The sequence below is a fragment of the Streptomyces regalis genome, assembly GCF_001509475.1.
Classification (GTDB): Bacteria; Actinomycetota; Actinomycetes; order Streptomycetales; family Streptomycetaceae; genus Streptomyces; species Streptomyces regalis.
The window spans coordinates 11,411-31,585 of the sequence record NZ_LLZG01000013.1 but is presented as its reverse complement, the minus strand read 5'-3'; the positions used below and the strand labels follow the sequence as shown (position 1 = coordinate 31,585).

Sequence of the window (20,175 nt, the reverse complement as noted above, 5' to 3'; positions counted from 1 at the left end):
CCGACAAGCGGAACAGGCGCTACAGGGGCAGGGTGATGCCACATTTCCGACGATCCCGTAGGTGCGCGGGTGGCGGCGGTGTGACGATGCCAGCTGGCACACGCCGTACGCGACGAAGCTCCGGTGGGCACGGTGACCTGTCAGGTCGTTCTCCCCGACCGGAGTTTCGATGCGCCGCCAAGGCCGCCACCGCGTGCGACTGCCGACCTGCCACAGCGGCTCGCGATGCCAGCCGATCCCGCCTCGTCATGGACGGCACGGCAGGCGAGTCCGAGGCGGTGGGCGCCACCGCACCGGTGCACACCAGGACTGCCGTCGGGGCCATGATGACGGCAGGGCGAGCCGTGGCCCGTTCGACGGGAACACTCAGCTTCGTGCGGAGGTGAAATTCGCCCGGCCGCAGAACGGCGTCGCGCACGTCCTGCGTCACGATGAACGAGCACCGGCGGGCGCGGTGTCAGGCATGGGCCAGTCCCGGGAGGTGTTCGGCGAGATGCACGGCATGCAGCCGCGCGAACTCGTCGTGTGTGCAGCGTCCGTAGGCGGGGTGGGGGCGTGTTCTCCCATGTGGCCGGTGAACAGGGCCACCGCGTCCGCGAAGCCGGCCGCAGCCTCGGTCAACGGCAGGCCCGGGTCCAGCGGCGGCGCTCCGTCGATCTCCGCACCGAGCGGGTGCTTCATCGCTCCGCGGCGCAGGAAGACCCGTTTGACCAGAGCGCCTGCCGTCGCCCGGAACAGGGCGGGCTTGAGATCGGGGTAACCGGTCACGGAGTAGCGGACGGTCTGGGCACAGTGCTGCAGCGTCTGGGACAGGTTCCAGGGGCTGCCCGGCGCCAGCAGGTCACGCTCGGGGCGACCGAGGTCCTTGTGGAGCCGTTCAGTGAGCTGGACGAGGGTGAGTGAGGTCATATCGCAAGATTCCGTTTCCTCCATGCTCGACGGCCAAGGCCCCGACCTCGGTCCCGCCCCTCACAGCGAAGGCGGCACCAACCGACAAGGATCGCTTCGTCCTCGAAGAGGATCCGTAGGCCGTGCTGGTTCAGGTATTCGCTGAACGGCTGGGCTTGGCGGCTCGTCGTGACTGTTGGTTCGGGACCGTCGCACGTGAAGGTGATACGGCCGTCTGCGATGGTGAGCTGGTAGTCGGCACTCCAGTGTGGTGTGTGCAGGGTGAAGCCGATCGGGCCTTCGCGGGTGAAGGTCGTGACGGTGAGGTCGGTGTCTATCACCGGCCAGCTGAAGTTGCCGCGCTTGATTTCGAAGCTCTCGTTGGCGTCGAGGAAGCACTGGACCGGCCCCTCCAGGGCCAATGGCACGAGGTCGGGACGTCCGTTGGCTTCGGTGGGGATGATGAACCCCTTGAGGACGCGTGTCCGTGGGCACCGTCGTTGTGCGCCGGTGTCCTTGGAGGGCGTCCAGTGCCGCCAACCTCCACTCCGCCGACGTCGAAGCCCTTGTGCGATTTGACCGGCCGAGCGGTCGGCGCGTCGGTGGGGTGGAACCCTGATCTCGGATGTCTGTCAAAGCGGGTCAAGCCCAGGTGGCCATCGTCTCGTTGTTCTGGGCGGTGTACGCCTACCCCGTGATCAACGGACACAGCCGGACTGTCGAGACGATCGCGCTGTCGTCGATGCCGGAAGACCTGGCCTCGCAGAAGGACTTGTCGACGACGTTGACGAGGTGTTCGACCTGGTGTGAGGCCGGCAGCTCGTTGAGGGCAATGGCGGCGCTGCGGCCTCCGGAGCCGACGGCGATCAGCGAGCCGTGGTCGCCGGGCACCCCGCCCGCATGGGCCCACCACATGCCGCCGCAGGACAACGGTGTGGAGATCAGGCCCAGCCCGTAGCGGGCGCCGGGCCACACCCGGTCGGGGTCAGCGGCCACGGTCTGTCGTATGAGATCCAGTTGGCCGCATGCGACAGACGCCGACCAAGCAGGGCGGAGGCGAAGCGCGTCAGGTCGGCCGGTGTGGAGACGAGGGCACCGCCGACGCCGCCGAAGGTCAGGTTCCAGTCAGTGCCGTCGACGCGGTGGCCGTCCCGGTCAGTGAATGCCTGATTGTCCTCAGTGACCTCCACGGTTGAGCGCGATTTAGGCGTGGGCCCACAAGCGGCCACGGCGATCGGGGATTCCGCCAAGCACTGCGCGCCAAGGCGGTGGGTTGCGTTCCCGAAGGGTACCTGCCGTGCGACCTGGCGCCGGGACTTGTTCCTGACCTACTTCCGACTCCTATCGGCCCCTGTCCATAGCCGTGAGAACCGAGCCGGTGTCGATGGAGGTGCGCGGCAGATCCGGCGAGGTCTCGGCGCGGGCCGGCGCGGCCTGCTGCGAGACGTCACCGGACCGCCGCGCCACCTCAGTCTTGGCCCGCCCCCTCCCGCGGTCGAGGATCCCCGAGCTCTGAGGGCGGTGCTCCAGCCCATCCGGACGGGTCCACACCGAGGGCGCTCCTGGGGTTCCGCCACTCGACTGAGCCGTTCAGCCCGGGCGCTGCACTCTCACCAATAGATCCGATGTATAGCGCTTCAGTCGCCGAGTGGGTGATCTTTCGAGCTCTACGCGCCGCAAGAGACCCCCGCTTGTCACTCATGTTTGGGTCAACCTCGTCTCAGCTATAGACGCGGCCATCGTCGTTCACTTATAAATCCATCCGATGTCTTCTAAGGGTGACGCGGAGCACGGCCGCCACGCCGGCGTTCCGCTCCCAGCGCCCTGCCATCCCTCCTCCCTTGACCCATGGAGCCGCACCATGTCTTCTGCCTCCCTCAGCAGACGCTCTCTGATGAAGGCCGCCGCCCTTGCCGGAGGAGTGGCGGCCTTCGGGCTGCCTCAGGTCTTGTGGCCCGCCACCGCCGAGGCGTACACCGTCCCCTCGAAGATGGACTGGTGGTACCAGGCCAGGTTCGGGATGTTCATCCACTACGGGTCCTACTCGGCGCTCGGCCAGGGCGAGTGGGCGTTCGACACCCAGCAGTGGAGCAAGGCGAACTACCAGACGCAGGTCACCCAGAACTTCAACCCGTCCCAGTTCAACGCCGCCGCCATCGCCGAACTGGCCAAGAACGCCGGCATGAAGTACCTCGTGATCACCGCCAAGCACCACGAGGGCTACGCGATGTGGGACTCCAACGTCCCCGGCTTCACCGACAGCACCGGCACCAAGCAGTACAACCTGCGCGACTACAACGGCATCCAGTCCGACCCGCTCATGAACCTCAAGACCGAGTGCGAGAGCCGCGGGATCAAGTTCTGCCTGTACTACTCGATCCTCGACTGGAACCACCCTTCCCAGACCGATCGCCACGAAAGCGGCCTCACGACGATGTCGTCGCAGGCCGCCCGCACCGCCTACATCGCCGACATGAAGGCGCAGCTTCAGGAACTGCTGGACCGCTACGACCCGGCGCTGCTCTGGTTCGACGGTGACTGGTTCGGCGAGCCCTCCAGCCCCACCCTGGAAGACTGGTGGCTGGAATCGGACGGCGTCGACCTCTACAACTGGCTGATCGCCCGCAAGCCCGGCCTCATCGTCAACGAACGGGTCAAGCGGGACCACCGTCTCGGTGACTACGCGGTCGCGGAGTTCGGTATCCCCAGTGAGCCGATGGGCCGGCCGTGGGAGCGGTGCGCCACCATGAACGGCGCCTGGGGTTACAACGCGGGGAGTGAGAACTCCTACAGGTCCGTCAAGGACATCATCCAGGAGCTCGTCACGGTGGTCTCCCGGGACGGCAACCTCTTGTTGAACATCGGCCCCAAGGGCGACGGCTCGGTCCCCGCCGGGTCCCAGACCGTCCTCAACGGCCTGGCCTCATGGATGTCGACGTACGGCGACAGCATCCACGGGACCAGCGGCGGCCCGTTCACCAGCGAACCCGCATGGGGGAAGGTCACCAAGAAGGACGGCAAGCTCTTCGCCCACGTCTTCAGCTGGCCCACGAACGGCCAGCTGAGGATCCCGAGGATCGACAACACGATCAGCCGCGTCTATCTGCTGAACAACCCCTCGGTCTCGCTCTCGTACACCGTCACCGACCAGATCAACGTCACCGTGCCGGCCACCGCGCCGAACGCCAACGTCTCCGTGGTGTGCGTCGAGGTCCAAGGCATGCCCATGAGTGTCTCACCGGCGGTGTTCTCGAACGTCGACTACCAGGGCACCCGCGCTGTTCTGCCGCTGGGCAGTTACACCTCCTCCCAGCTGTCCGCCGCCGGCCTGGGGCCCGCCATGGCCTCGTCCATTCTGGTGCCCAACGGCTACCGGGTGACGGGCTACTCCGGCGACAACTTCACCGGCACCGCCTGGACGTTCACCTCGAACGCCGCCGATCTTCGGGTGACCGGCAACAATGACGCCATCGCCTCGCTGAGGGTGACGTTCAACCCGGCCACGTACTTCCGCCTGGGCAACGTCACGAGCGGCCTGGTGCTGGACAGCGGCGGCAACTTCACCAGTGGCTCCAACCTCAAGCAGTGGGAGCCAATAGACCACAACAATGTCCAGTGGCAGGCAATCGAACTCGGAAACGGCTACTACAGGCTCGTCAACCGCACCAACAGCCTGGTCGCCGACGGCTGGGGCGCTACCAACAACGGCGACCCGGCCCGGCAGAGGGCCTGGGACGGAAGCAACACGCAGCAGTGGCAGATCACCCACCGCGGCCAGGGCCAGTACTCGATCGCCAACCGCAGCACGGGGCTGGTCCTCGACGGCGGAGGCATGGTCGCCGCAGGGGCTGTGGCCAAGCAGTGGACGTGGCAGCAGCACACCAACCTGCTGTGGACGTTCAGACCGGTCGGCTGACTGGCGCGACCCCGGTGGCATGCCTGATGTCTTCGTCGTCGGGCGCCTATGAGTCGGTAGGCGCCCGCAACGGCAAGGGTGCTGAACTCGTGGAGACCGTTGGCGAACCGATCTGCGTCACCCGAGGGTGGGGCACGGGGTCATGTCCTGTGCGGTGGTGTAGTCACTTGCCGGGCTGATTCGGTACGGGCGGGGAAAGCCGGCGGTTGTCCTCGGTGGGTCTGGCGGTGCAGATTTCGGCCAGCAAGCCGTCCGGGAGACAGTGGCGGTCGAAGACCTGCCACGCATCGTGGAGTTCGGCCAGGACTGCGGCGGCGAGCCGGTCGAGGGCCGCTGGGCCGGAGAAGACCTGGACGACGTAGGCTCATCGTTTGATCCCGCGGTTCAGCCGCTCCCACGGGTGGTGCTCCAGATCGTCTTCATGACTGGTAGTACTGGGTGCCGAGCGATGGCCCGGTGGCTTCGTCAACCTACGTCGCAGACATTCAGCGTGGCCTCCTCACCGCCGAACCAAACGGCTTCGGAGTGGGCCCCGGTCCCCGCAGACGGCGTCCGACACCGGATCGTCGGCAGGGCGGATCCGGCCCGGCGCCACCTACACCGGGGTCGCCACCGCCTACGAGGCCGAGGACGGAAACGGGCGTCCGGTGGCGCGGGCCCCGCTCCCGGATGGTCGGAGTCCGGTCTGTCGGCGGCGGTGGCCCCGCCGGTCGGCGCAGTGAGTGCTTCGGGGAGCCGCGACGGGATGGCGGCGCGGGCCAAGACTGCGAGGAGTCCATGAGCGAACAGATACGGCGGCCCTGCGGCCGACGGACGAGGGAGGGCGGGCAGGGATCCCCTACGCGATCGACGGCGGAGGGCTCGCCGTGCGCGCCTGGCTCCGGCCGGCGCATGCGGAGGTGTCGTCGGTCGAAGTCGACGACGCGGCCATCCGTTTGACGGACTCGCCTCACGGATCGACGCGTAGGCCCACCACTACCGCTTCATGGCCGTGCTCCAGACCAACGGCGGGTGCCTCATCGACGTCGACGTAGTGGCGGAACTCCATCCCGGGGGAGAACCTGCGCCTCGAGAACATCGACATCCTCGACCACCGGGAACCGCAGATGCTCTACCAGGGCTGCATCGCCATCAACCCCGGTGACGGCGACCTCGTCCGGGACGTGATGGTCGACAACGTCCGCGTCGAGGACACCCTGTGGCAAGGACCTCACCTGCATCGACCCCTTGGAGCGCATGGACCCATCCCGTGGTCCATGGGGCCCATGGACGTGTTGTGGGTTCATGCGGCGGACTCCCATTCGCTGAGGGCTTCGGCATGGGCGGCGGCCAGCTCGTCGTACGTCGATCCTGCCCACGCCGACCCAGGTTGCTGTTCGTCCAGTGAAATGTGTGTCACTCGTGGGGCTGTGAGTCTCGGGTCGGGACAGTGTCAGCCGTCGATCGCCGGTAGCGGGCCGTCGTTCAGGCTGGCCGCCAGCCACTGCTCGACGGCTGCGATGTGGACGGTCGCGGCGGAGACTGCCAAGTGGGCGTCGCGTGCCTGGAGCGCGCTGAGGATCTCCTCGTGATCCTGGTGAGCGTTGTCCAGGGCACGACGGGTCCGGCTCCCGCGGACGATGCGGACGCGCTGGGTGCGGGTCGAGAGCACGCGCAGCAGCATGGACAGCACCGGGTTGCCGATGGTCTCGACGATCCTGAGATGGAAGGCGATGTCGTGGGCGACGAACTCGTCGACCGTGGTGGCGGATCGGCACCGGTCGAGGATGTCGCGCAGTTCCCGGATGTCCTCCGGCTGCAGCAGTGCGGCGGCCATTCCGGTCGCCTGCGGCTCGAGCAGTCGGCGTACTTGGAGTAGCTGCAGCGCGGTTTGTCCCTGGGAGACGTCGGCGGCGAAGGAGAGGCTCTCCAGCAGCAGATGGGGTTCGAGGCTGGAGACGTAGGTGCCGTCGCCCTGCCGGGTGATCAGGATACGCATGGCGGTCAGGGCCCGGACGGCCTCGCGGAGGGAGTTGCGGGACAGGCCGAGTTGTCCGGCGAGGATCTCCTCCTTCGGGAGGCGGGAGCCTGGCGCGAGTTCGCCGGCGACGATCATCGCCTTGATCTTGTCGATGGCCTCGTCGGTCAGTGCCACGAACGTGCCTCTCCGTGCTGGGGGATGCGCTGGTGGGCGTTGGTTCCGCCCGGCGACGTCAGGGCCGGGCGGAGCTGCCCATGGGGCGGGCGCGGCTACTCCTGCTTCTCGCCGGAGGCGAAGCGGGAGATGATCAGGGCGACGATGATGATCGCGCCGTTGAGGAACTGGTTCCACAGCGGAGGTACGCCAGCGAGCGTCATGACGTTGACGACGAGCTGGAGGGTGAGTACACCGGTCAGCGCGCCGAAGATCGAGCCCTTGCCGCCGTTGAGGCTGACTCCGCCGATGACGGTCGCGGCGAAGACCTGGAAGATCCAGCCGCTGCCCTGGGTGGCGGAGATGGAGCCGTAGTGGCCGCTGTAGAGGATGCCGGCGAACGCGGCGAGCAGGCTGCCGAGGATGAGGACGATCCACACGGTCCGGTCGACGCGGATACCCGCGGTGCGGGCGGCCTCCGCGTTGCCGCCGATCGCGTACAGCGCCCGGCCGTGCCGGAGCCAGGCCAGCGCGCTGCCCCCGATCGCGAAGAGCACCGCGCAGACCCAGATGGCGGCGGGCATACCCAGCCAGGACGCCTTGCCCAGGTAGGTGAAGGACGAGGGCAGTTCGACGATGGACTGGCCCTCGGAGAGGGCGACCTGAAGGCCGCGCAGCATGGTCAGCATGCCGAGGGTGACGATGAACCCGTTGAGGCGCAGCTTCAGGATCAGGAATCCGTTGACGGCGCCGATCACCACGCCGACCAGGAGGCAGAGCGGGAACGCCATCCACTCGGGGAAGAGGCCGAGGCCGGTGAACCGCGCACCGCTGGTGGGCAGGACCAGCCATACGGCGATGACGGGGGCCACGCCGATGGTGGACTCCAGGGACAGGTCCATCCGGCCGCAGATGAGGATGAGCGCCGTGGCGAGCACGAGCAGGCTCAGTTCGGTGGACTGCTGCAGTACGCCGATGAGGTTGTCGGCGGTGAGGAAGGCCGGCGAGACGATGAACCCGATCAGCATCAGCACGAGGATGGCCGGGATCAGGGACAGGTCACGAAAGTGGCCGAGGTCGATCCGGCTGCCGCGGCGGCCGGTCTCCGCGGCGGCCGGCTCCGCCTTGCTCGCTGCGGGCTCGGTGAGATCTGTGGTGGCGGACATGACTACCTTCCGTGCGCTTCGGTGCCGGATGCGGTGAATGAGGCGGATGCGGCGCCTGCCGCGGGAGTGGCGACGCCTTCCATGGCGGCGACCACCTGCTCGTCCCGCCAGCCGCGCTCGAACTCGGCGACCACCCGTCCGTGGAACATGACGACGACCCGGTCGCAGACCCGGAGGTCGTCCAGTTCGTCGGAGACGATCAGTGCGGCCTTGCCGCCGTCGGCGACCTGCCGGATCCGGCCGAGCAGGAACTCCTTGGACTTGACGTCCACGCCGTTGGTGGGCCGGATGGCCACCAGGACATGGGGGTCGGTGGCCAGGGCGCGGGCGACGACGACCTTCTGCTGGTTGCCGCCGGACAGGGCGGAGACCGGGGTGGCGGCTCCCGGGGTCTTGATGTCGAGGTCCCGGATCATGCGCCGGGCGAAGGTCCTGGTGCGTGCGGGCAGTACGGTGCCGAACGGGCCGAGCTGGTCGGTGACGGTGAGCGTCGCGTTCTCCGCCACGCTGCGGTTGTTGACCAGCCCCTGGACGTGGCGGTCCTCGGGGACCAGACCGACTCCGGCGGCGAGGGCGGAGGGCACGCTGCCGGTGCGCACGACCCGGCCGCCTACCGTGATGCCGCCGTCCTTGGCGCGGTGCAGGCCTGCGATGGCCTCGCCCACCTGCACGTTGCCGCTGGCCGCGGCGCCGGCGAGCCCGACCAGCTCGCCCTTGCGGACCGAGAGGGACAGGTTCTCGCAGACGCCGGGCAGCGTCAGGCCGTCGATCGTCAGCAGCTCCGGGGAGTCGGCCCGTGCGGCTGGGGCCGTGCTCGTGGCGGCGGTGTTCGTGGCGGCGGACTCGCCGGTCATGGCCTCCACCAGCGCCTGGTGACCGAGCTCGGCCACGGGCGCGGTGAGGATGTGACGGGCGTCGCGGTAGACCGTGACCGTGCTGCAGAGGTCGTAGACCTCTTGCAGGTGGTGGGAGATGAACAGGAAGGCGACGCCCTGGTCCTGGAGGTCGCGGAGCTTGTCGAAGAGGCGGCCGATGCCGCGCGCGTCGAGTTTGGCGGTCGGCTCGTCGAGGATGATGAAGCGGGCGCCGAAGGACAGCGCCCGGGCGATCTCGACGAACTGCCGCTGCTCGACCGTGAGGTCCCTGGCCCGCGCGGCGGGGTCGACGGCCACGCCGTACTCGGCGAGCAGTTCCTCCGCGCGCTGCCGCAGCTGCTTCCAGCGGATGGGTTGTACCGCGCCGGCGCTCTGCCGGTTCAGGAAGAGGTTCTCGGCGACGGTCAGCTCACCGATGATGGTGGAGCGCTGGTAGACGCAGGCGACGCGGGAGCGCCAGGCGTCGATGTCTCCGAAGGCGGGTGCGGGCTCGCCCGAGAAGCGCAGGGAGCCGGTGTCGGGCTGCTGGAGTCCGGTGAGGATGGACACGAGCGTCGACTTGCCGGCGCCGTTGCGTCCCACCAGGGCGTGCGACTCGCCCGGGGCGATGGTGACACGTGCGTCGCGCAGGGCGACGGTCGCCCCGAATCGTTTGCTGATGCCGGTCGCTTCGGCCACCGGGGCCGGATGCCCGGGGCCGGTGGCCCGGGCGGTCGCGGTGTCCGCCATGGTGGATACCGTCCTTCGTGTACGGATGCTGCCGTGTACGGATGCTGGGCCGGGGAGGTGCGCTCGGGCGCGGTGTGGAGAGAGGGAACCGGCCGTCCCTCCACACCGCGGGCGTGAGCTGTCGGCGGTCAGCCGACGTTGTTGCCCCACAGCGCCTTGTCGTCGACGTTGTCCTTGGTCACGAGCGGTGCGGGGAGCTGGTCCTCCAGGCCGTTGGGCAGCTTGATGATGGTGGAGTCGTGGTCGGTCCTGCCCGGCTTGAAGGTCTTGCCCTCGGCCGCGGCCTGGGCGTAGTACAGCGCGTACTTGGCGTACAGGTCGGCCGGCTGGGAGATGGTGGCGTCGATCTGGCCCTTGCGGATGGCGTCGAACTCCTGCGGGATGCCGTCGTTGGAGATGATCGCGATGTGGCCCTTCTCGCCCGCCGGCTTGAGCAGGCCCTTCTGCTCCAGCAGGGACAGGGTGGGCTGCAGGAAGACGCCGCCGGCCTGCATGTAGATGCCGTTCAGGTCCGGGTGCTGGGCGAGCAGCGACTGGAGCTTGGCGGAGGCCACGTCGCCCTTCCAGTCGGTGGGCAGCTCGAAGACCTTGATCTTCGGGAACTTCGTCTTCATGCACTCCGCGAACGCCTCGGAGCGGTCACGTCCGTTGATCGAGTCCAGGGCGCCCTGGAACTCGGCGACCTTGCCCTTGCCGCCCAGCTGCTCGCCGAGGAACTCGCAGGCCTTGGTGCCGTACGCCCTGTTGTCGGCGCGGACCACCATGTAGACGTCGCCCTTGTCGGGTCTGGTGTCGACGCTGACCACGGGGATCTTCTTCGATGCCAGGGTGTCGAGGGTGGAGGCGATGGCGCCGGTGTCCTGGGGCGCCATGACGACGGCCTTGGCGCCGGTGTTCTGGAAGACCTGGACGTTGGCGACCAGCTTGGTGACGTCGTTCTGCGAGTTGCTCAGCGGCAGGGCGTTGATGCCGTCGGACTTGATGTCCTTCTTCATGTACTCGGCGTAGGAGTTCCAGAAGTCGGAGTCGGAACGCGGCAGGTCGATGCCGATGGCGGGCTTGTCGCCGCCGCCCGAGGCTGCCGAGGCCGTGCTGTCGCGGTTGCACGCGGTGGCGAGGGCCAGGACCGCGAGGACGGCGGTGGCGGCTGCGGCGGTGGAGCGGGTGCGGGTGCGGGTGCGGGTGAGCTTCATGGCTGTGTTGTCTCCTTGGCCAGGGCGGGGTGCCGCAGGGCGACGGTGGGAAGGACGGCGTACCCGCCCGCAGGGGATGGGGCGAGGCCGCCTGCCGGGCAAGGATCGGTCCGACACAGGGCATGTGCGGACCGCGCCCGAGGGGGACGGAAGCGAGGGTCAGCCGGTGACCGAGGTGGCGGAAAGTGAGCGGTCGCGTTGCGCGCCCCGAATGGGCGCACTGTGAGCCGTAGAACATTCCTCCGATGTATCTCGGACGACGAGGACGTTACGACGGCGTTGCCGAAGTTGACAAGGGTTCACCCCAGTCGATTTGTGTCGCATCGGGCCACCGGCCCTCGCGGGCCGGGCCTGACGGGCCGAACGATCGGGTGAATCATGGGTTCTGCCTGCGCTTTCACTGATCCAGCGGCCGAGAGGGGTCAGGCGGAAGCAGCTCACAAATCGGAAACGGTGCCACTGGACCCTGCCGCGTGAGCGGCCTGAAGGGTCCCGAGGAGGGGTGCTTCTTCCTTCGGGCGACCTCGAAGGAAGAAGCACCCATGGCCTCTCGCCAGGGAATGTTGCCGTATGAGGTGTCTCTGGATTCATCGGAGGGTGGGAACCCTACCGCTCGCACGCTTGGGCGATATCCCAGGCAGATGCGGCTTGAGGGATAGGTGAGTGTCGGCGAGAGAGCTAATTCATCCGAGGTATCCGTTGTCAGGTGGCCTCACCTGCGTCTAGAGTCACGGGGCCGCCATACATCCGATGACTGAGGGCGCGCGAATCGAGGCCCTTCTGCAGCGGTTCGGCCAGGTGCGAGTCGGCGGCCCACCCGGTACAGCCGACCGTCATCCCCAACGAACCAGCCACCACGGCAAGGGAGTTGCCCAGTGAAACTGCTACGTGTCGGCGCACCCGGTGAGGAGCGGCCCGCCGTCCGCACCGACGACGGCCGGCTGCTGGACCTCTCCTCCCTGACCTCCGACGTCGACGGCACCTTTCTCGCCTCGGACGGTGTCGACCGGGCCCGCGCGGCTCTCGCGCAGGGCTCGCTGCCCGAACTGGACGCCGACGGCCTGCGCATCGGCGCACCCGTCGCCCGCCCCGGCAAGGTCGTCTGCATCGGCCTGAACTACCGCGACCACGCCGCCGAGACAGGCGCGGCGATTCCACCGCGTCCGGTGGTCTTCATGAAGGACCCGGGCACGGTCGTCGGACCGTACGACGAGGTGCTCGTCCCCCGCGGCTCCGTGAAGACCGACTGGGAGGTCGAACTCGCGGTCGTCATCGGACGCCGGGCTCGCTACCTCGACGGACCTGAGGCCGCGCGGGCCGTGATCGCGGGGTACGCGATCAGCCACGACGTCTCGGAGCGCGAGTTCCAGCTGGAGTACTCGCCCCAGTGGGACCTCGGCAAGTCCTGTGAGACCTTCAACCCGCTCGGCCCGTGGCTGGTCACCGCCGACGAGGTCGGCGACCCGCAGGATCTCGGGCTGCACCTGAGCGTCAACGGCGTGAAGCGGCAGGACGGGCACACCAGCGACATGATCTTTCCGGTCGACCACATCGTGGCGTACCTGAGCCAGTACATGGTCCTGGAGCCGGGCGACGTGATCAACACCGGTACGCCCGCGGGTGTGGCTCTGGGCCTTCCCGGCACCCCCTTCCTGCGCCCCGGCGACACCGTCGAGCTGTCCATCGACGGGCTCGGCGGCCAGCGCCAGACCTTCGCCCAAGCGTGAGCAGACCGTCGCCCCAGTGTGACCAGACCTTCGCCCCAGCGTGAAAGGCACCCCCTTGACTGCAATCTCCGCCCGGATCACCGGCGTCGACACCTACGACGTCCGCTTCCCCACCTCGCGGGAACTGGACGGCTCGGACGCGATGAACCCGGACCCCGACTATTCCGCCGCCTATGTGGTGCTGCGCACGGACGCCGGTGACGGGCTCGAAGGCCACGGCTTCACCTTCACCATCGGACGCGGCAACGACGTCCAGGTCGCCGCGATCGACGCCCTGCGGCCCCACGTCGTGGGCCGGTCCGTCGACGAGCTGTGCGCCGACCCCGGCTCGCTCAGCCGCGACCTGATCGGCGACAGCCAGCTGCGCTGGCTCGGCCCCGAGAAGGGCGTGATGCACATGGCGATCGGCGCCGTGGTCAACGCCGTGTGGGACCTGGCCGCCAAGCGGGAGGGCAAGCCGCTGTGGCAGCTGCTTGCCCACGCCTCCCCGGAGTGGCTGGTCTCCCAGGTCGATTTCCGCTACATCGCCGACGCCCTCACCCCTGAGGACGCCCTGGGGCTGCTGCGCGAGGGCCGGACGGGGCTCGCAGAGCGCGAGACGTTCCTGCTGGAGCGCGGCTTCCCCGGCTACACCACCTCACCGGGCTGGCTCGGCTACTCCGACGACAAGCTCACCCGGCTGGCCAAGCAGGCCGTCGCCGACGGCTTCACCCAGATCAAGCTCAAGGTCGGCGCCAACCTCGACGACGACATCCGGCGGATGCGCACCGCCCGCGCCGCCGTCGGCGACGGCATCCGCATCGCCATCGACGCCAACCAGCGGTGGAACGTGGACGAGGCGATCGAGTGGACCAAGGCGCTCGCCGAGTTCGACCCGTACTGGATCGAGGAGCCGACCAGCCCCGACGACATCCTGGGCCACGCGTCCGTACGGCAGGCGGTCGCCCCGGTGAAGGTCGCCACCGGCGAGCACGTGCAGAACCGCATCATCTTCAAGCAGCTCCTCCAGGCCGGTGCCATCGACGTCCTCCAGATCGACGCGGCCCGCGTCGGCGGCGTCAACGAGAACCTCGCGATCCTTCTGCTCGCCGCCAAGTTCGGCGTACCGGTGTGCCCGCACGCCGGCGGGGTGGGGCTGTGCGAGCTGGTGCAGCACCTGTCGATGTTCGACTACCTGGCGCTCTCCGGCACGACCGACGACCGGGTCATCGAGTACGTCGACCACCTGCACCAGCACTTCACCGCACCCGTGGTGATGCGCGACGGCCACTACACCGCGCCGCTCACCCCGGGCTTCTCCGCCACGATGCTGGAGGAGTCCCTCGCCGAATACCGTTACCCGGACGGGACGTTCTGGGTGGCAGACCTCGCCGGACAGGAGGATGCGGCATGACCGATCTGTCAGGTCTCAGGGCCATCGTCACCGGAGGCGCTGCCGGGATCGGGCTCGCCACGGCCCGCGCGCTGGCCGCGCGGGGCGCGGCGGTGGCCGTCCTCGACCTCGAACCCGCCGGTGTGCCCCGGCCGTTGCTCGGACTCAAGGCCGATGTGAGCGACGACACCTCGGTACGCGCCGCCGTGGAGGCCGCGGCCACCGCGCTGGGCGGCATCGACATCCTCGTCAACAACGCCGGCATCGGCGCCATCGGTACCGTCGAGGACAACTCCGACGAGCAGTGGCACCGCGTCCTGGACGTCAACGTCCTCGGCATGGTCCGCACCACCCGGGCCGCCCTCCCCCATCTGCGCCGCGCTGCCACTGCCCGTCCGGGCACTGCGGCCGTCGTCAACACCTGCTCCATCGCGGCCACCGCCGGACTCCCGCAGCGCGCCCTGTACTCCGCCAGCAAGGGCGCCGTGCTGTCCCTCACCCTGGCCATGGCCGCCGACCACGTCCGCGAGGGAATCCGCGTCAACTGCGTCAACCCCGGCACCGCCGACACCCCCTGGGTAGGCAGGCTCCTCGACGCCGCCGACGACCCGGAAGCAGAGCGAGCCGCCCTCAACGCCCGCCAGCCCATGGGCCGTCTGGTGAGCGCCGACGAGGTGGCGGCGGCCATCGTCTACCTCGCGAGTCCGGCCGCGGCCAGCGTTACCGGCACCGCGCTCGCGGTGGACGGCGGCATGCAGGGACTGCGGCTGCGTCCGGCGGCCCGGCCGTGACTCCGCTGCGGACGACGAGGCTGGGCGACAGCACGGTCGAGGTCACACAACTCGCGCTCGGCTGCGCGGGAATCGGCAACCTCTATCACCCGGTCACGAACGAGACCGCCCACGCCACGGTCGACGCGGCCTGGGACGCCGGCATCCGCACCTTCGACACCGCACCCCACTACGGCCTCGGCCTGTCGGAGCGGCGGCTGGGCGACGCGCTGCGGGGCCGCCCCCGGGACACGTACACCGTTTCCACCAAGGTGGGCCGACTCCTCGTACCGAATCCGGCGGCCGACCCCGGTGACGATCTGGCCCATGGCTTCGCCGTCCCCGCCACCCATCGCCGCGTATGGGACTTCAGCGCCGACGGGGTGCTGCGCTCCCTGGAGGCGAGCCTGGACCGCCTCGGCCTCGACCGGATCGACGTCGCCCTGCTGCACGACCCGGACGACCACGCCGAGCAGGCCCTGCGCGAGGCGTACCCGGCGCTGGAGCGGCTGCGCGCCGAGGGTGTGATCGGGGCGATCGGCGTCGGGATGAACCAGTCCGCGCTGCCCGCCCGCTTCGTGCGCGAGACCGACATCGACGTGGTGCTGCTGGCCGGCCGCTACACCCTCCTGGAGCAGGACGGGCTCGCCGAGCTGCTGCCGGAGGCCGCCGCCCGCGGCCGGAGCGTCGTCGTCGGCGGCGTCTTCAACTCCGGGCTGCTCACGGCCCCGCGTCCAGGCGCCACGTACGACTACGCGCCCGCGCCGCAGCCGGTGCTCGACCGGGCGCTGCGCCTGCTGGCGGTCACCGAACGCCACGGCGTGCCGCTGCGCGCCGCCGCCCTGCGCTTCCCGTTCGGTCATGGCGCGGTCGCGAGCGTCCTGACCGGCGCCCGGTCCCCCGAGGAGGTACGGGACACCGTTGAGCAGCTGCGGCGCCCGATCCCGGACGCGCTGTGGGACGAGCTGCACGCGGAGGGACTGCTGGCCGAGGGCACCCCCGTCCCCCTGTCCACGCCGTCGAAGGAGCCGTCATGAGGGTCGCCCTGCACACCAAGGTCCGCGCCGACCGCATCGAGGAGTACGAGGCCGCCCACCGCGAGGTCCCCGAGGAACTGACCGCCGCGATCCGCGCCGCCGGGGTGAGCGAGTGGACGATCTGGCGCAGCGGCACCGACCTGTTCCACCTGGTGGAGGTCGAGGACTACCCGGCGATGATCGCCGAACTGGAGCAGCTCCCGGTCAACATCACCTGGCAGGCACGGATGGCCGAGCTGCTCGACGTCGTCCACGACTACTCCGCGGAAGGCGCGGACGCCTCACTACCGGTGGTGTGGCAGCTGTGACCCCGGCCGAGACCGAACCCGGGATCGTAGACGCCCACCACCACGTCTGGGACCTCTCCGTCCGCGACCAGGACTGGATCAGCGGCCCCGAACTCGCCCCGCTGCTCCGTGACTTCACCCTCGCCGACCTGGAACCGGAGGCCCGCGCCGCCGGGGTCGCGGCCACCGTGCTCGTGCAGACGATCACCGTACCGGAGGAGACCCCGGAGTTCCTGACCCTGGCGGCGCACAGCGACCTGGTCGCCGGCGTCGTCGGCTGGGCCGACCTGACCGCACCCGACGTCGCCGACAACCTCGCGAGGTTGCGCGCGGGCCTCGGAGGCGAGTACCTGGTGGGCATCCGCCACCAGGTACAGGGAGAACCGGACCCCCGCTGGCTGCTCCGCCCCGACGTGCAGCGCGGACTGCACGCGGTCTCCGAGGCCGGACTGGTCTACGACCTGGTGGTCAAACCCCACCAACTCCCCGCCGCCGTCGAGGCGGCCGAGCGACTGCCGGGCCTCACCTTCGTCCTCGACCACCTGGGAAAGCCGCCCATCGCGTCCGGCACCCTCGATCCCTGGGCCGGCCACATCCGCCGGCTCGCCCTCCTTCCCCACGCCGTCTGCAAGCTCTCCGGCCTGGTCACCGAAGCCGACTGGGGCTCGTGGACCGTCGAGGACCTCAGGCCGTACGCCGACACAGTCCTGGACGCCTTCGGGCCCGAGCGGCTGATGTTCGGCTCCGACTGGCCGGTCTGCCGTCTCGCCGCCCCCTATGCCCAAGTCATCGCCGCAGCAACCGAGTTGACGGCGGGACTCGCTGCCGCCGAACGCCACGAGGTCTTCACCGGCACCGCCGTACGAACCTACGGCCTGACCATCACCGGGGTCCCGGGCCCTCAGGAAGCACCATGCGCATAGCCCTCTTCATCACCTGCTTCAACGACACGATGTTCCCCCGCACCGGCCAGGCGGTGACCACCCTGCTCGAACGCCTCGGTCACACGGTCGAGTTCCCGCAGGGCCAGACCTGCTGCGGCCAGATGCACTTCAACACCGGCTATCGCCCCGAGACCCTGCCGATGGTGCGCCGCTTCGCCGAGGTCTTCGCGGGGTACGACGCCGTGGTCGCCCCCTCCGGATCCTGCGCGGGCATGGTGCGCGACCACCACCGGCTGGTGGCCGCCCAGTACGGGGACGCCGCCCTCACCGAGGCGGTCGAGCAGGTGGTACCGACGGTGTACGAGCTGTCGGAACTCCTCGTCGACGTCCTCGGTGTCACCGACGTCGGCGCGTACTTCCCGCACCGCGTCACCTACCACCCGACCTGCCACTCACTGCGCATGCTGCGGGTCGGCGACCGGCCGCTCAAGCTGCTGCGCGCCGTGAAGGGCATCGACCTCGTCGAACTGCCCGCCGCCGACTCCTGCTGCGGCTTCGGCGGCACCTTCGCGCTGAAGAACGCGGACGTGTCCAACGCCATGCTCGCCGACAAGATGCGCCATGTCCTGGACACCGGAGCCGAGTTCCTGTGCGCGGGCGACAACTCCTGTCTGACCCACATCGGCGGCGGCCTGTCCCGCCTGCGCACCGGCGTCGGAACACTGCACCTGGCTGAAATCCTGGCCGCCACGGAAGGGGACGGACGATGAGCGGCGCCGACAACGTCGTATGGCTGGGCACACCGGCCTTCCCCGAGGCGGCGCGCACCGCGCTCGCCGACAGCCGACTGCGGGCGAACCTGCGCCGGGCCACCGGCACCATCCGGGACAAACGGCTGGCGGTCGCCGCCGAGTTGGAAGACTGGGAGGAGCTGCGGGAGAAGGCCGCGGCGATCAAGCGCCACACCCTGCGCCACCTCGACCGCCATCTGCTGCGCCTGGAGAAGGCGGTGACCGCCGCGGGCGGCACCGTCCACTGGGCGGCCGACGCGGCCGAGGCCAACCACATCGTCACCCAGCTGGTGCAGGCGACCGGCGAGAGCGAGGTCGTCAAGGTCAAGTCGATGGCGACCCAGGAGATCGGCCTCAACGAGGCACTCGCCGACGCCGGCATCCGCGCCTACGAGACCGATCTCGCCGAACTCATCGTGCAGTTGGGCGGCGACCGCCCCTCGCACATCCTCGTGCCGGCCATCCACCGGGGCCGCTCCGAGATCCGGGAGATCTTCCTGCGGGAGATGGGGGAGTGGGGGAGACCGGCCCCCGAGGTCCTCACCGACGACCCGCGCGACCTCGCCGAAGCGGCCCGGCTCCATCTGCGGGAGAAGTTCCTGCGGGCGAAGGTGGCCGTCTCCGGCGCCAACTTCGCCGCGGCCGACACGGGCACGGTCGCTGTCGTGGAGTCGGAGGGCAACGGGAGGATGTGCCTGACCCTGCCGGAGACCCTGATCACCGTCATGGGCATCGAGAAGGTCCTGCCCACCTTCGCCGACCTGGACGTCTTCCTCCAGCTGCTGCCCCGCTCATCGACCGGCGAGCGCATGAACCCGTACACGTCGCTGTGGACCGGCGTCACCGAGGGCGACGGACCGAGCGACTTCCACCTGGTGCTCCTCGACAACGGCCGCACCGCCACCCTCGCCGACGAGGTCGGCCGCCAGGCGCTGTCCTGCATCCGCTGCTCGGCCTGCCTGAACGTCTGCCCGGTCTACGAGCGCACCGGCGGCCACGCCTACGGCTCCGTGTACCCCGGCCCCATCGGCGCCGTCCTGACCCCACAGCTCGTCGGCATCGAGAACGCGGCCTCGCTGCCCTTCGCCTCGACCCTGTGCGGGGCCTGCTACGACGCCTGCCCCGTGAAGATCAACATCCCCGAGGTGCTGGTCCATCTGCGCGCCGAGGCTGTCGAGGCCAAGCGCCGGAGCCGGCGGCTGCCCACCATCGAGGCGCTGGCGATGAAGGCCGCGGGGGCTGTGCTGTCCTCCCCGAGGCGCCTGGCCGCAGCCCAGAGGCTGGCAGCCCTCGGGGGCCGACTGATCGCCCGCGACGGCCGGATCGGGGCGCTGCCGGGTCCGTTCGCCCGCTGGTCCGGAACCCGCGACACGCCCGCGCCGCCCCGGGAATCGCTGCGTTCCTGGTGGCGCCGTACGAGGACGACCGCGCGAGACGAAAGACATACGACAGCAGCAGAGAAGGGAAGACGATGAGCGGCCGCAAGACCGTTCTGAACGCGGTACGGGGAGCCCTGGCCGACGTGCCCGGCTACGAGAGCCCCGACGACGGACCGCTCCCGCACGGTCGTCGCGCCGACCACGCGGGACCCGACATTGTCGGGCTGTTCACCGAGCGCGCCGCAGAGTACCGCGCCACCGTGGTCCGGGCCACGGCGGCCGACGCCGCTGCCGCCGTCGGCCGCGCGCTGGTACGCACCGGAGCGCGGTCCGTGGTGGTGCCGCCCGGACTCCCCGAGGACCTGGTCCCGGAGGGGCCCTGGTCGAGGCTGGAGGACGTCCCGCGACTGAAGGTCGGACAACTCGACGCGGCGGACGCCGTGGTCACCACCGCCGCCACCGCCATCGCCGTCACGGGCACCGTGACCCTCGACCACGGTCCCGGCCAGGGGCGCCGGGCGCTGACCCTGCTGCCGGATCAGCACATCTGCGTTGTCCGGGCGGACCAGATCGTCCCCGACGTGCCCGAGGCGCTGAGCCGGCTCGACCCGTACCGGCCGCTGACGCTCATCTCCGGTCCCTCGGCCACCAGCGACATCGAACTCGACCGGGTCGAGGGCGTGCACGGGCCACGGATCCTGGACATCGTCGTGATCGTGGACGAGTAGCAGCTCCGTGCGGGACAGCCCGGACCCCGGCGGAGGGCAGGAGATGCCATCCGCCGGTCTGTCCCCCGGGACGGCTGGCCGCAGTCCAGAAACTCGCCGCCCCGGGAGCCCGGTTGTTGACGCGCGACGGCCGGATCGGCGCGCTCCCGGGGCCGTGCGCTGACGCTCGTGTCCGGCCCCCGGCCACCAGCGACATCGAGGCGGACCGGGAGGAAGGCGTGCACGGGCCGCGTGTCCTGGACATCGTCGTGTTGGGCGACGCGTAGCGGCCCGGTGGAGACGACGGCACGAAGTCCGGCGGGGGACGGCAGTTGGCCGCC

The 20,175-nt window shown here is 69.6% G+C and carries 19 protein-coding genes and 1 pseudogene; 10 read left to right on the top strand and 10 right to left on the bottom strand.

Annotated elements, in window-relative coordinates:
• Nucleotides 1-426 precede the first annotated feature (426 nt).
• The 4 genes from ADL12_RS03600 to ADL12_RS56010 form a co-directional block, all read right to left on the bottom strand.
• Nucleotides 427-909 carry a DUF1569 domain-containing protein gene (locus tag ADL12_RS03600; RefSeq protein ID WP_244187751.1) on the bottom strand — a complete coding sequence of 161 codons (483 nt, stop codon included), beginning with the start codon at nt 907-909 and terminating at the stop codon, nt 427-429.
• Nucleotides 906-1,316, bottom strand: a complete 411-nt coding sequence (locus ADL12_RS03595; RefSeq protein ID WP_159053070.1) for a hypothetical protein — start codon at nt 1,314-1,316, stop codon at nt 906-908. Before ADL12_RS03595 ends, ADL12_RS03600 begins: the two co-directional genes overlap by 4 nt.
• 259 nt (nt 1,317-1,575) lie before the next feature.
• On the bottom strand, nt 1,576-1,884 hold the full coding sequence (locus ADL12_RS58005; RefSeq protein ID WP_208614459.1) for a hypothetical protein: 309 nt from the start codon (nt 1,882-1,884) through the stop codon (nt 1,576-1,578).
• Between the two features lie 345 nt (nt 1,885-2,229).
• A complete protein-coding gene (locus tag ADL12_RS56010) occupies nt 2,230-2,439 on the bottom strand; it encodes a hypothetical protein (RefSeq protein ID WP_062698367.1) in 210 nt (69 codons plus the stop codon).
• A 310-nt stretch (nt 2,440-2,749) separates the two neighbouring features.
• Between ADL12_RS56010 and ADL12_RS03575 the strand changes: the two genes are divergently transcribed.
• Nucleotides 2,750-4,804 (top strand): alpha-L-fucosidase, encoded by a 2,055-nt coding sequence (locus ADL12_RS03575; RefSeq protein WP_062698365.1) that lies wholly within the window; start codon nt 2,750-2,752, stop codon nt 4,802-4,804.
• Between the two features lie 163 nt (nt 4,805-4,967).
• Here ADL12_RS03575 and ADL12_RS58000 read toward each other — a convergent pair.
• The 6 genes and pseudogenes from ADL12_RS58000 to ADL12_RS03555 all read right to left on the bottom strand — a co-directional run.
• Nucleotides 4,968-5,224: pseudogene (locus ADL12_RS58000) on the bottom strand (transposase); the annotation flags it as partial.
• 596 nt (nt 5,225-5,820) lie between these two features.
• Entirely contained in the window at nt 5,821-6,042 is a 222-nt protein-coding gene (locus tag ADL12_RS53690) for a hypothetical protein (protein WP_159053069.1), read from the bottom strand.
• Between the two features lie 194 nt (nt 6,043-6,236).
• A complete protein-coding gene (locus ADL12_RS03570) occupies nt 6,237-6,938 on the bottom strand; it encodes a FadR/GntR family transcriptional regulator (RefSeq protein WP_062698363.1) in 702 nt (233 codons plus the stop codon).
• Nucleotides 6,939-7,033: 95 nt separating this feature from the next.
• Nucleotides 7,034-8,083, bottom strand: coding sequence for an ABC transporter permease (locus tag ADL12_RS03565; protein ID WP_062698361.1), 1,050 nt, complete (start codon nt 8,081-8,083; stop codon nt 7,034-7,036).
• A gap of 2 nt (nt 8,084-8,085) precedes the next feature.
• The gene (locus ADL12_RS03560; RefSeq protein WP_062698359.1) at nt 8,086-9,687 is read right to left on the bottom strand and encodes a sugar ABC transporter ATP-binding protein; all 1,602 of its coding nucleotides are present in this window, start codon (nt 9,685-9,687) and stop codon (nt 8,086-8,088) included.
• Between the two features lie 128 nt (nt 9,688-9,815).
• Nucleotides 9,816-10,880 (bottom strand): sugar ABC transporter substrate-binding protein, encoded by a 1,065-nt coding sequence (locus ADL12_RS03555; RefSeq protein ID WP_062698356.1) that lies wholly within the window; start codon nt 10,878-10,880, stop codon nt 9,816-9,818.
• A gap of 875 nt (nt 10,881-11,755) precedes the next feature.
• On the opposite strand from ADL12_RS03555, the gene ADL12_RS03550 reads away from it, so the two are divergent.
• From ADL12_RS03550 to ADL12_RS03510, 9 genes are read left to right on the top strand one after another with little or no spacing between them, the layout of a single operon-like run.
• A complete protein-coding gene (locus ADL12_RS03550; RefSeq protein ID WP_062698354.1) occupies nt 11,756-12,607 on the top strand; it encodes a fumarylacetoacetate hydrolase family protein in 852 nt (283 codons plus the stop codon).
• A gap of 55 nt (nt 12,608-12,662) precedes the next feature.
• Entirely contained in the window at nt 12,663-14,000 is a 1,338-nt protein-coding gene (locus tag ADL12_RS03545; RefSeq protein WP_062698352.1) for an L-fuconate dehydratase, read from the top strand.
• Nucleotides 13,997-14,770 (top strand): SDR family NAD(P)-dependent oxidoreductase, encoded by a 774-nt coding sequence (locus ADL12_RS03540; protein ID WP_062698351.1) that lies wholly within the window; start codon nt 13,997-13,999, stop codon nt 14,768-14,770. Before ADL12_RS03545 ends, ADL12_RS03540 begins: the two co-directional genes overlap by 4 nt.
• Before the next feature lie 5 nt (nt 14,771-14,775).
• Complete coding sequence (locus ADL12_RS03535; RefSeq protein WP_062698516.1) at nt 14,776-15,786, top strand: aldo/keto reductase; 1,011 nt, start codon at nt 14,776-14,778, stop codon at nt 15,784-15,786.
• Entirely contained in the window at nt 15,783-16,094 is a 312-nt protein-coding gene (locus tag ADL12_RS03530) for an L-rhamnose mutarotase (RefSeq protein WP_062698348.1), read from the top strand. Before ADL12_RS03535 ends, ADL12_RS03530 begins: the two co-directional genes overlap by 4 nt.
• On the top strand, nt 16,091-16,996 hold the full coding sequence (locus ADL12_RS03525; RefSeq protein WP_062698346.1) for an amidohydrolase family protein: 906 nt from the start codon (nt 16,091-16,093) through the stop codon (nt 16,994-16,996). Before ADL12_RS03530 ends, ADL12_RS03525 begins: the two co-directional genes overlap by 4 nt.
• A complete protein-coding gene (locus ADL12_RS03520) occupies nt 16,987-17,727 on the top strand; it encodes a (Fe-S)-binding protein (RefSeq protein WP_062698344.1) in 741 nt (246 codons plus the stop codon). The genes ADL12_RS03525 and ADL12_RS03520 overlap by 10 nt, the downstream gene beginning before the upstream one ends.
• Nucleotides 17,724-19,223, top strand: a complete 1,500-nt coding sequence (locus ADL12_RS03515; protein ID WP_062698342.1) for a LutB/LldF family L-lactate oxidation iron-sulfur protein — start codon at nt 17,724-17,726, stop codon at nt 19,221-19,223. Before ADL12_RS03520 ends, ADL12_RS03515 begins: the two co-directional genes overlap by 4 nt.
• Complete coding sequence (locus tag ADL12_RS03510) at nt 19,220-19,855, top strand: LutC/YkgG family protein (RefSeq protein ID WP_062698340.1); 636 nt, start codon at nt 19,220-19,222, stop codon at nt 19,853-19,855. Before ADL12_RS03515 ends, ADL12_RS03510 begins: the two co-directional genes overlap by 4 nt.
• Nucleotides 19,856-20,175: the final 320 nt, after the last annotated feature.

Excerpts from the sequence above, each read along its gene's own strand:
- ADL12_RS03565 (WP_062698361.1), bottom strand. The coding sequence starts at position 8,083 with ATGTCCGCCACCACAGATCTCACCGAGCCCGCAGCGAGCAAGGCGGAG.
- ADL12_RS03515 (WP_062698342.1), top strand. The coding sequence starts at position 17,724 with ATGAGCGGCGCCGACAACGTCGTATGGCTGGGCACACCGGCCTTCCCC.
- ADL12_RS03540 (WP_062698351.1), top strand. The coding sequence starts at position 13,997 with ATGACCGATCTGTCAGGTCTCAGGGCCATCGTCACCGGAGGCGCTGCC.
- ADL12_RS03520 (WP_062698344.1), top strand. The coding sequence starts at position 16,987 with ATGCGCATAGCCCTCTTCATCACCTGCTTCAACGACACGATGTTCCCC.
- ADL12_RS03530 (WP_062698348.1), top strand. The coding sequence starts at position 15,783 with ATGAGGGTCGCCCTGCACACCAAGGTCCGCGCCGACCGCATCGAGGAG.
- ADL12_RS03510 (WP_062698340.1), top strand. The coding sequence starts at position 19,220 with ATGAGCGGCCGCAAGACCGTTCTGAACGCGGTACGGGGAGCCCTGGCC.
- ADL12_RS03575 (WP_062698365.1), top strand. The coding sequence starts at position 2,750 with ATGTCTTCTGCCTCCCTCAGCAGACGCTCTCTGATGAAGGCCGCCGCC.
- ADL12_RS03600 (WP_244187751.1), bottom strand. The coding sequence starts at position 909 with ATGACCTCACTCACCCTCGTCCAGCTCACTGAACGGCTCCACAAGGAC.
- ADL12_RS03555 (WP_062698356.1), bottom strand. The coding sequence starts at position 10,880 with ATGAAGCTCACCCGCACCCGCACCCGCACCCGCTCCACCGCCGCAGCC.
- ADL12_RS53690 (WP_159053069.1), bottom strand. The coding sequence starts at position 6,042 with ATGCGCTCCAAGGGGTCGATGCAGGTGAGGTCCTTGCCACAGGGTGTC.
- ADL12_RS03560 (WP_062698359.1), bottom strand. The coding sequence starts at position 9,687 with ATGGCGGACACCGCGACCGCCCGGGCCACCGGCCCCGGGCATCCGGCC.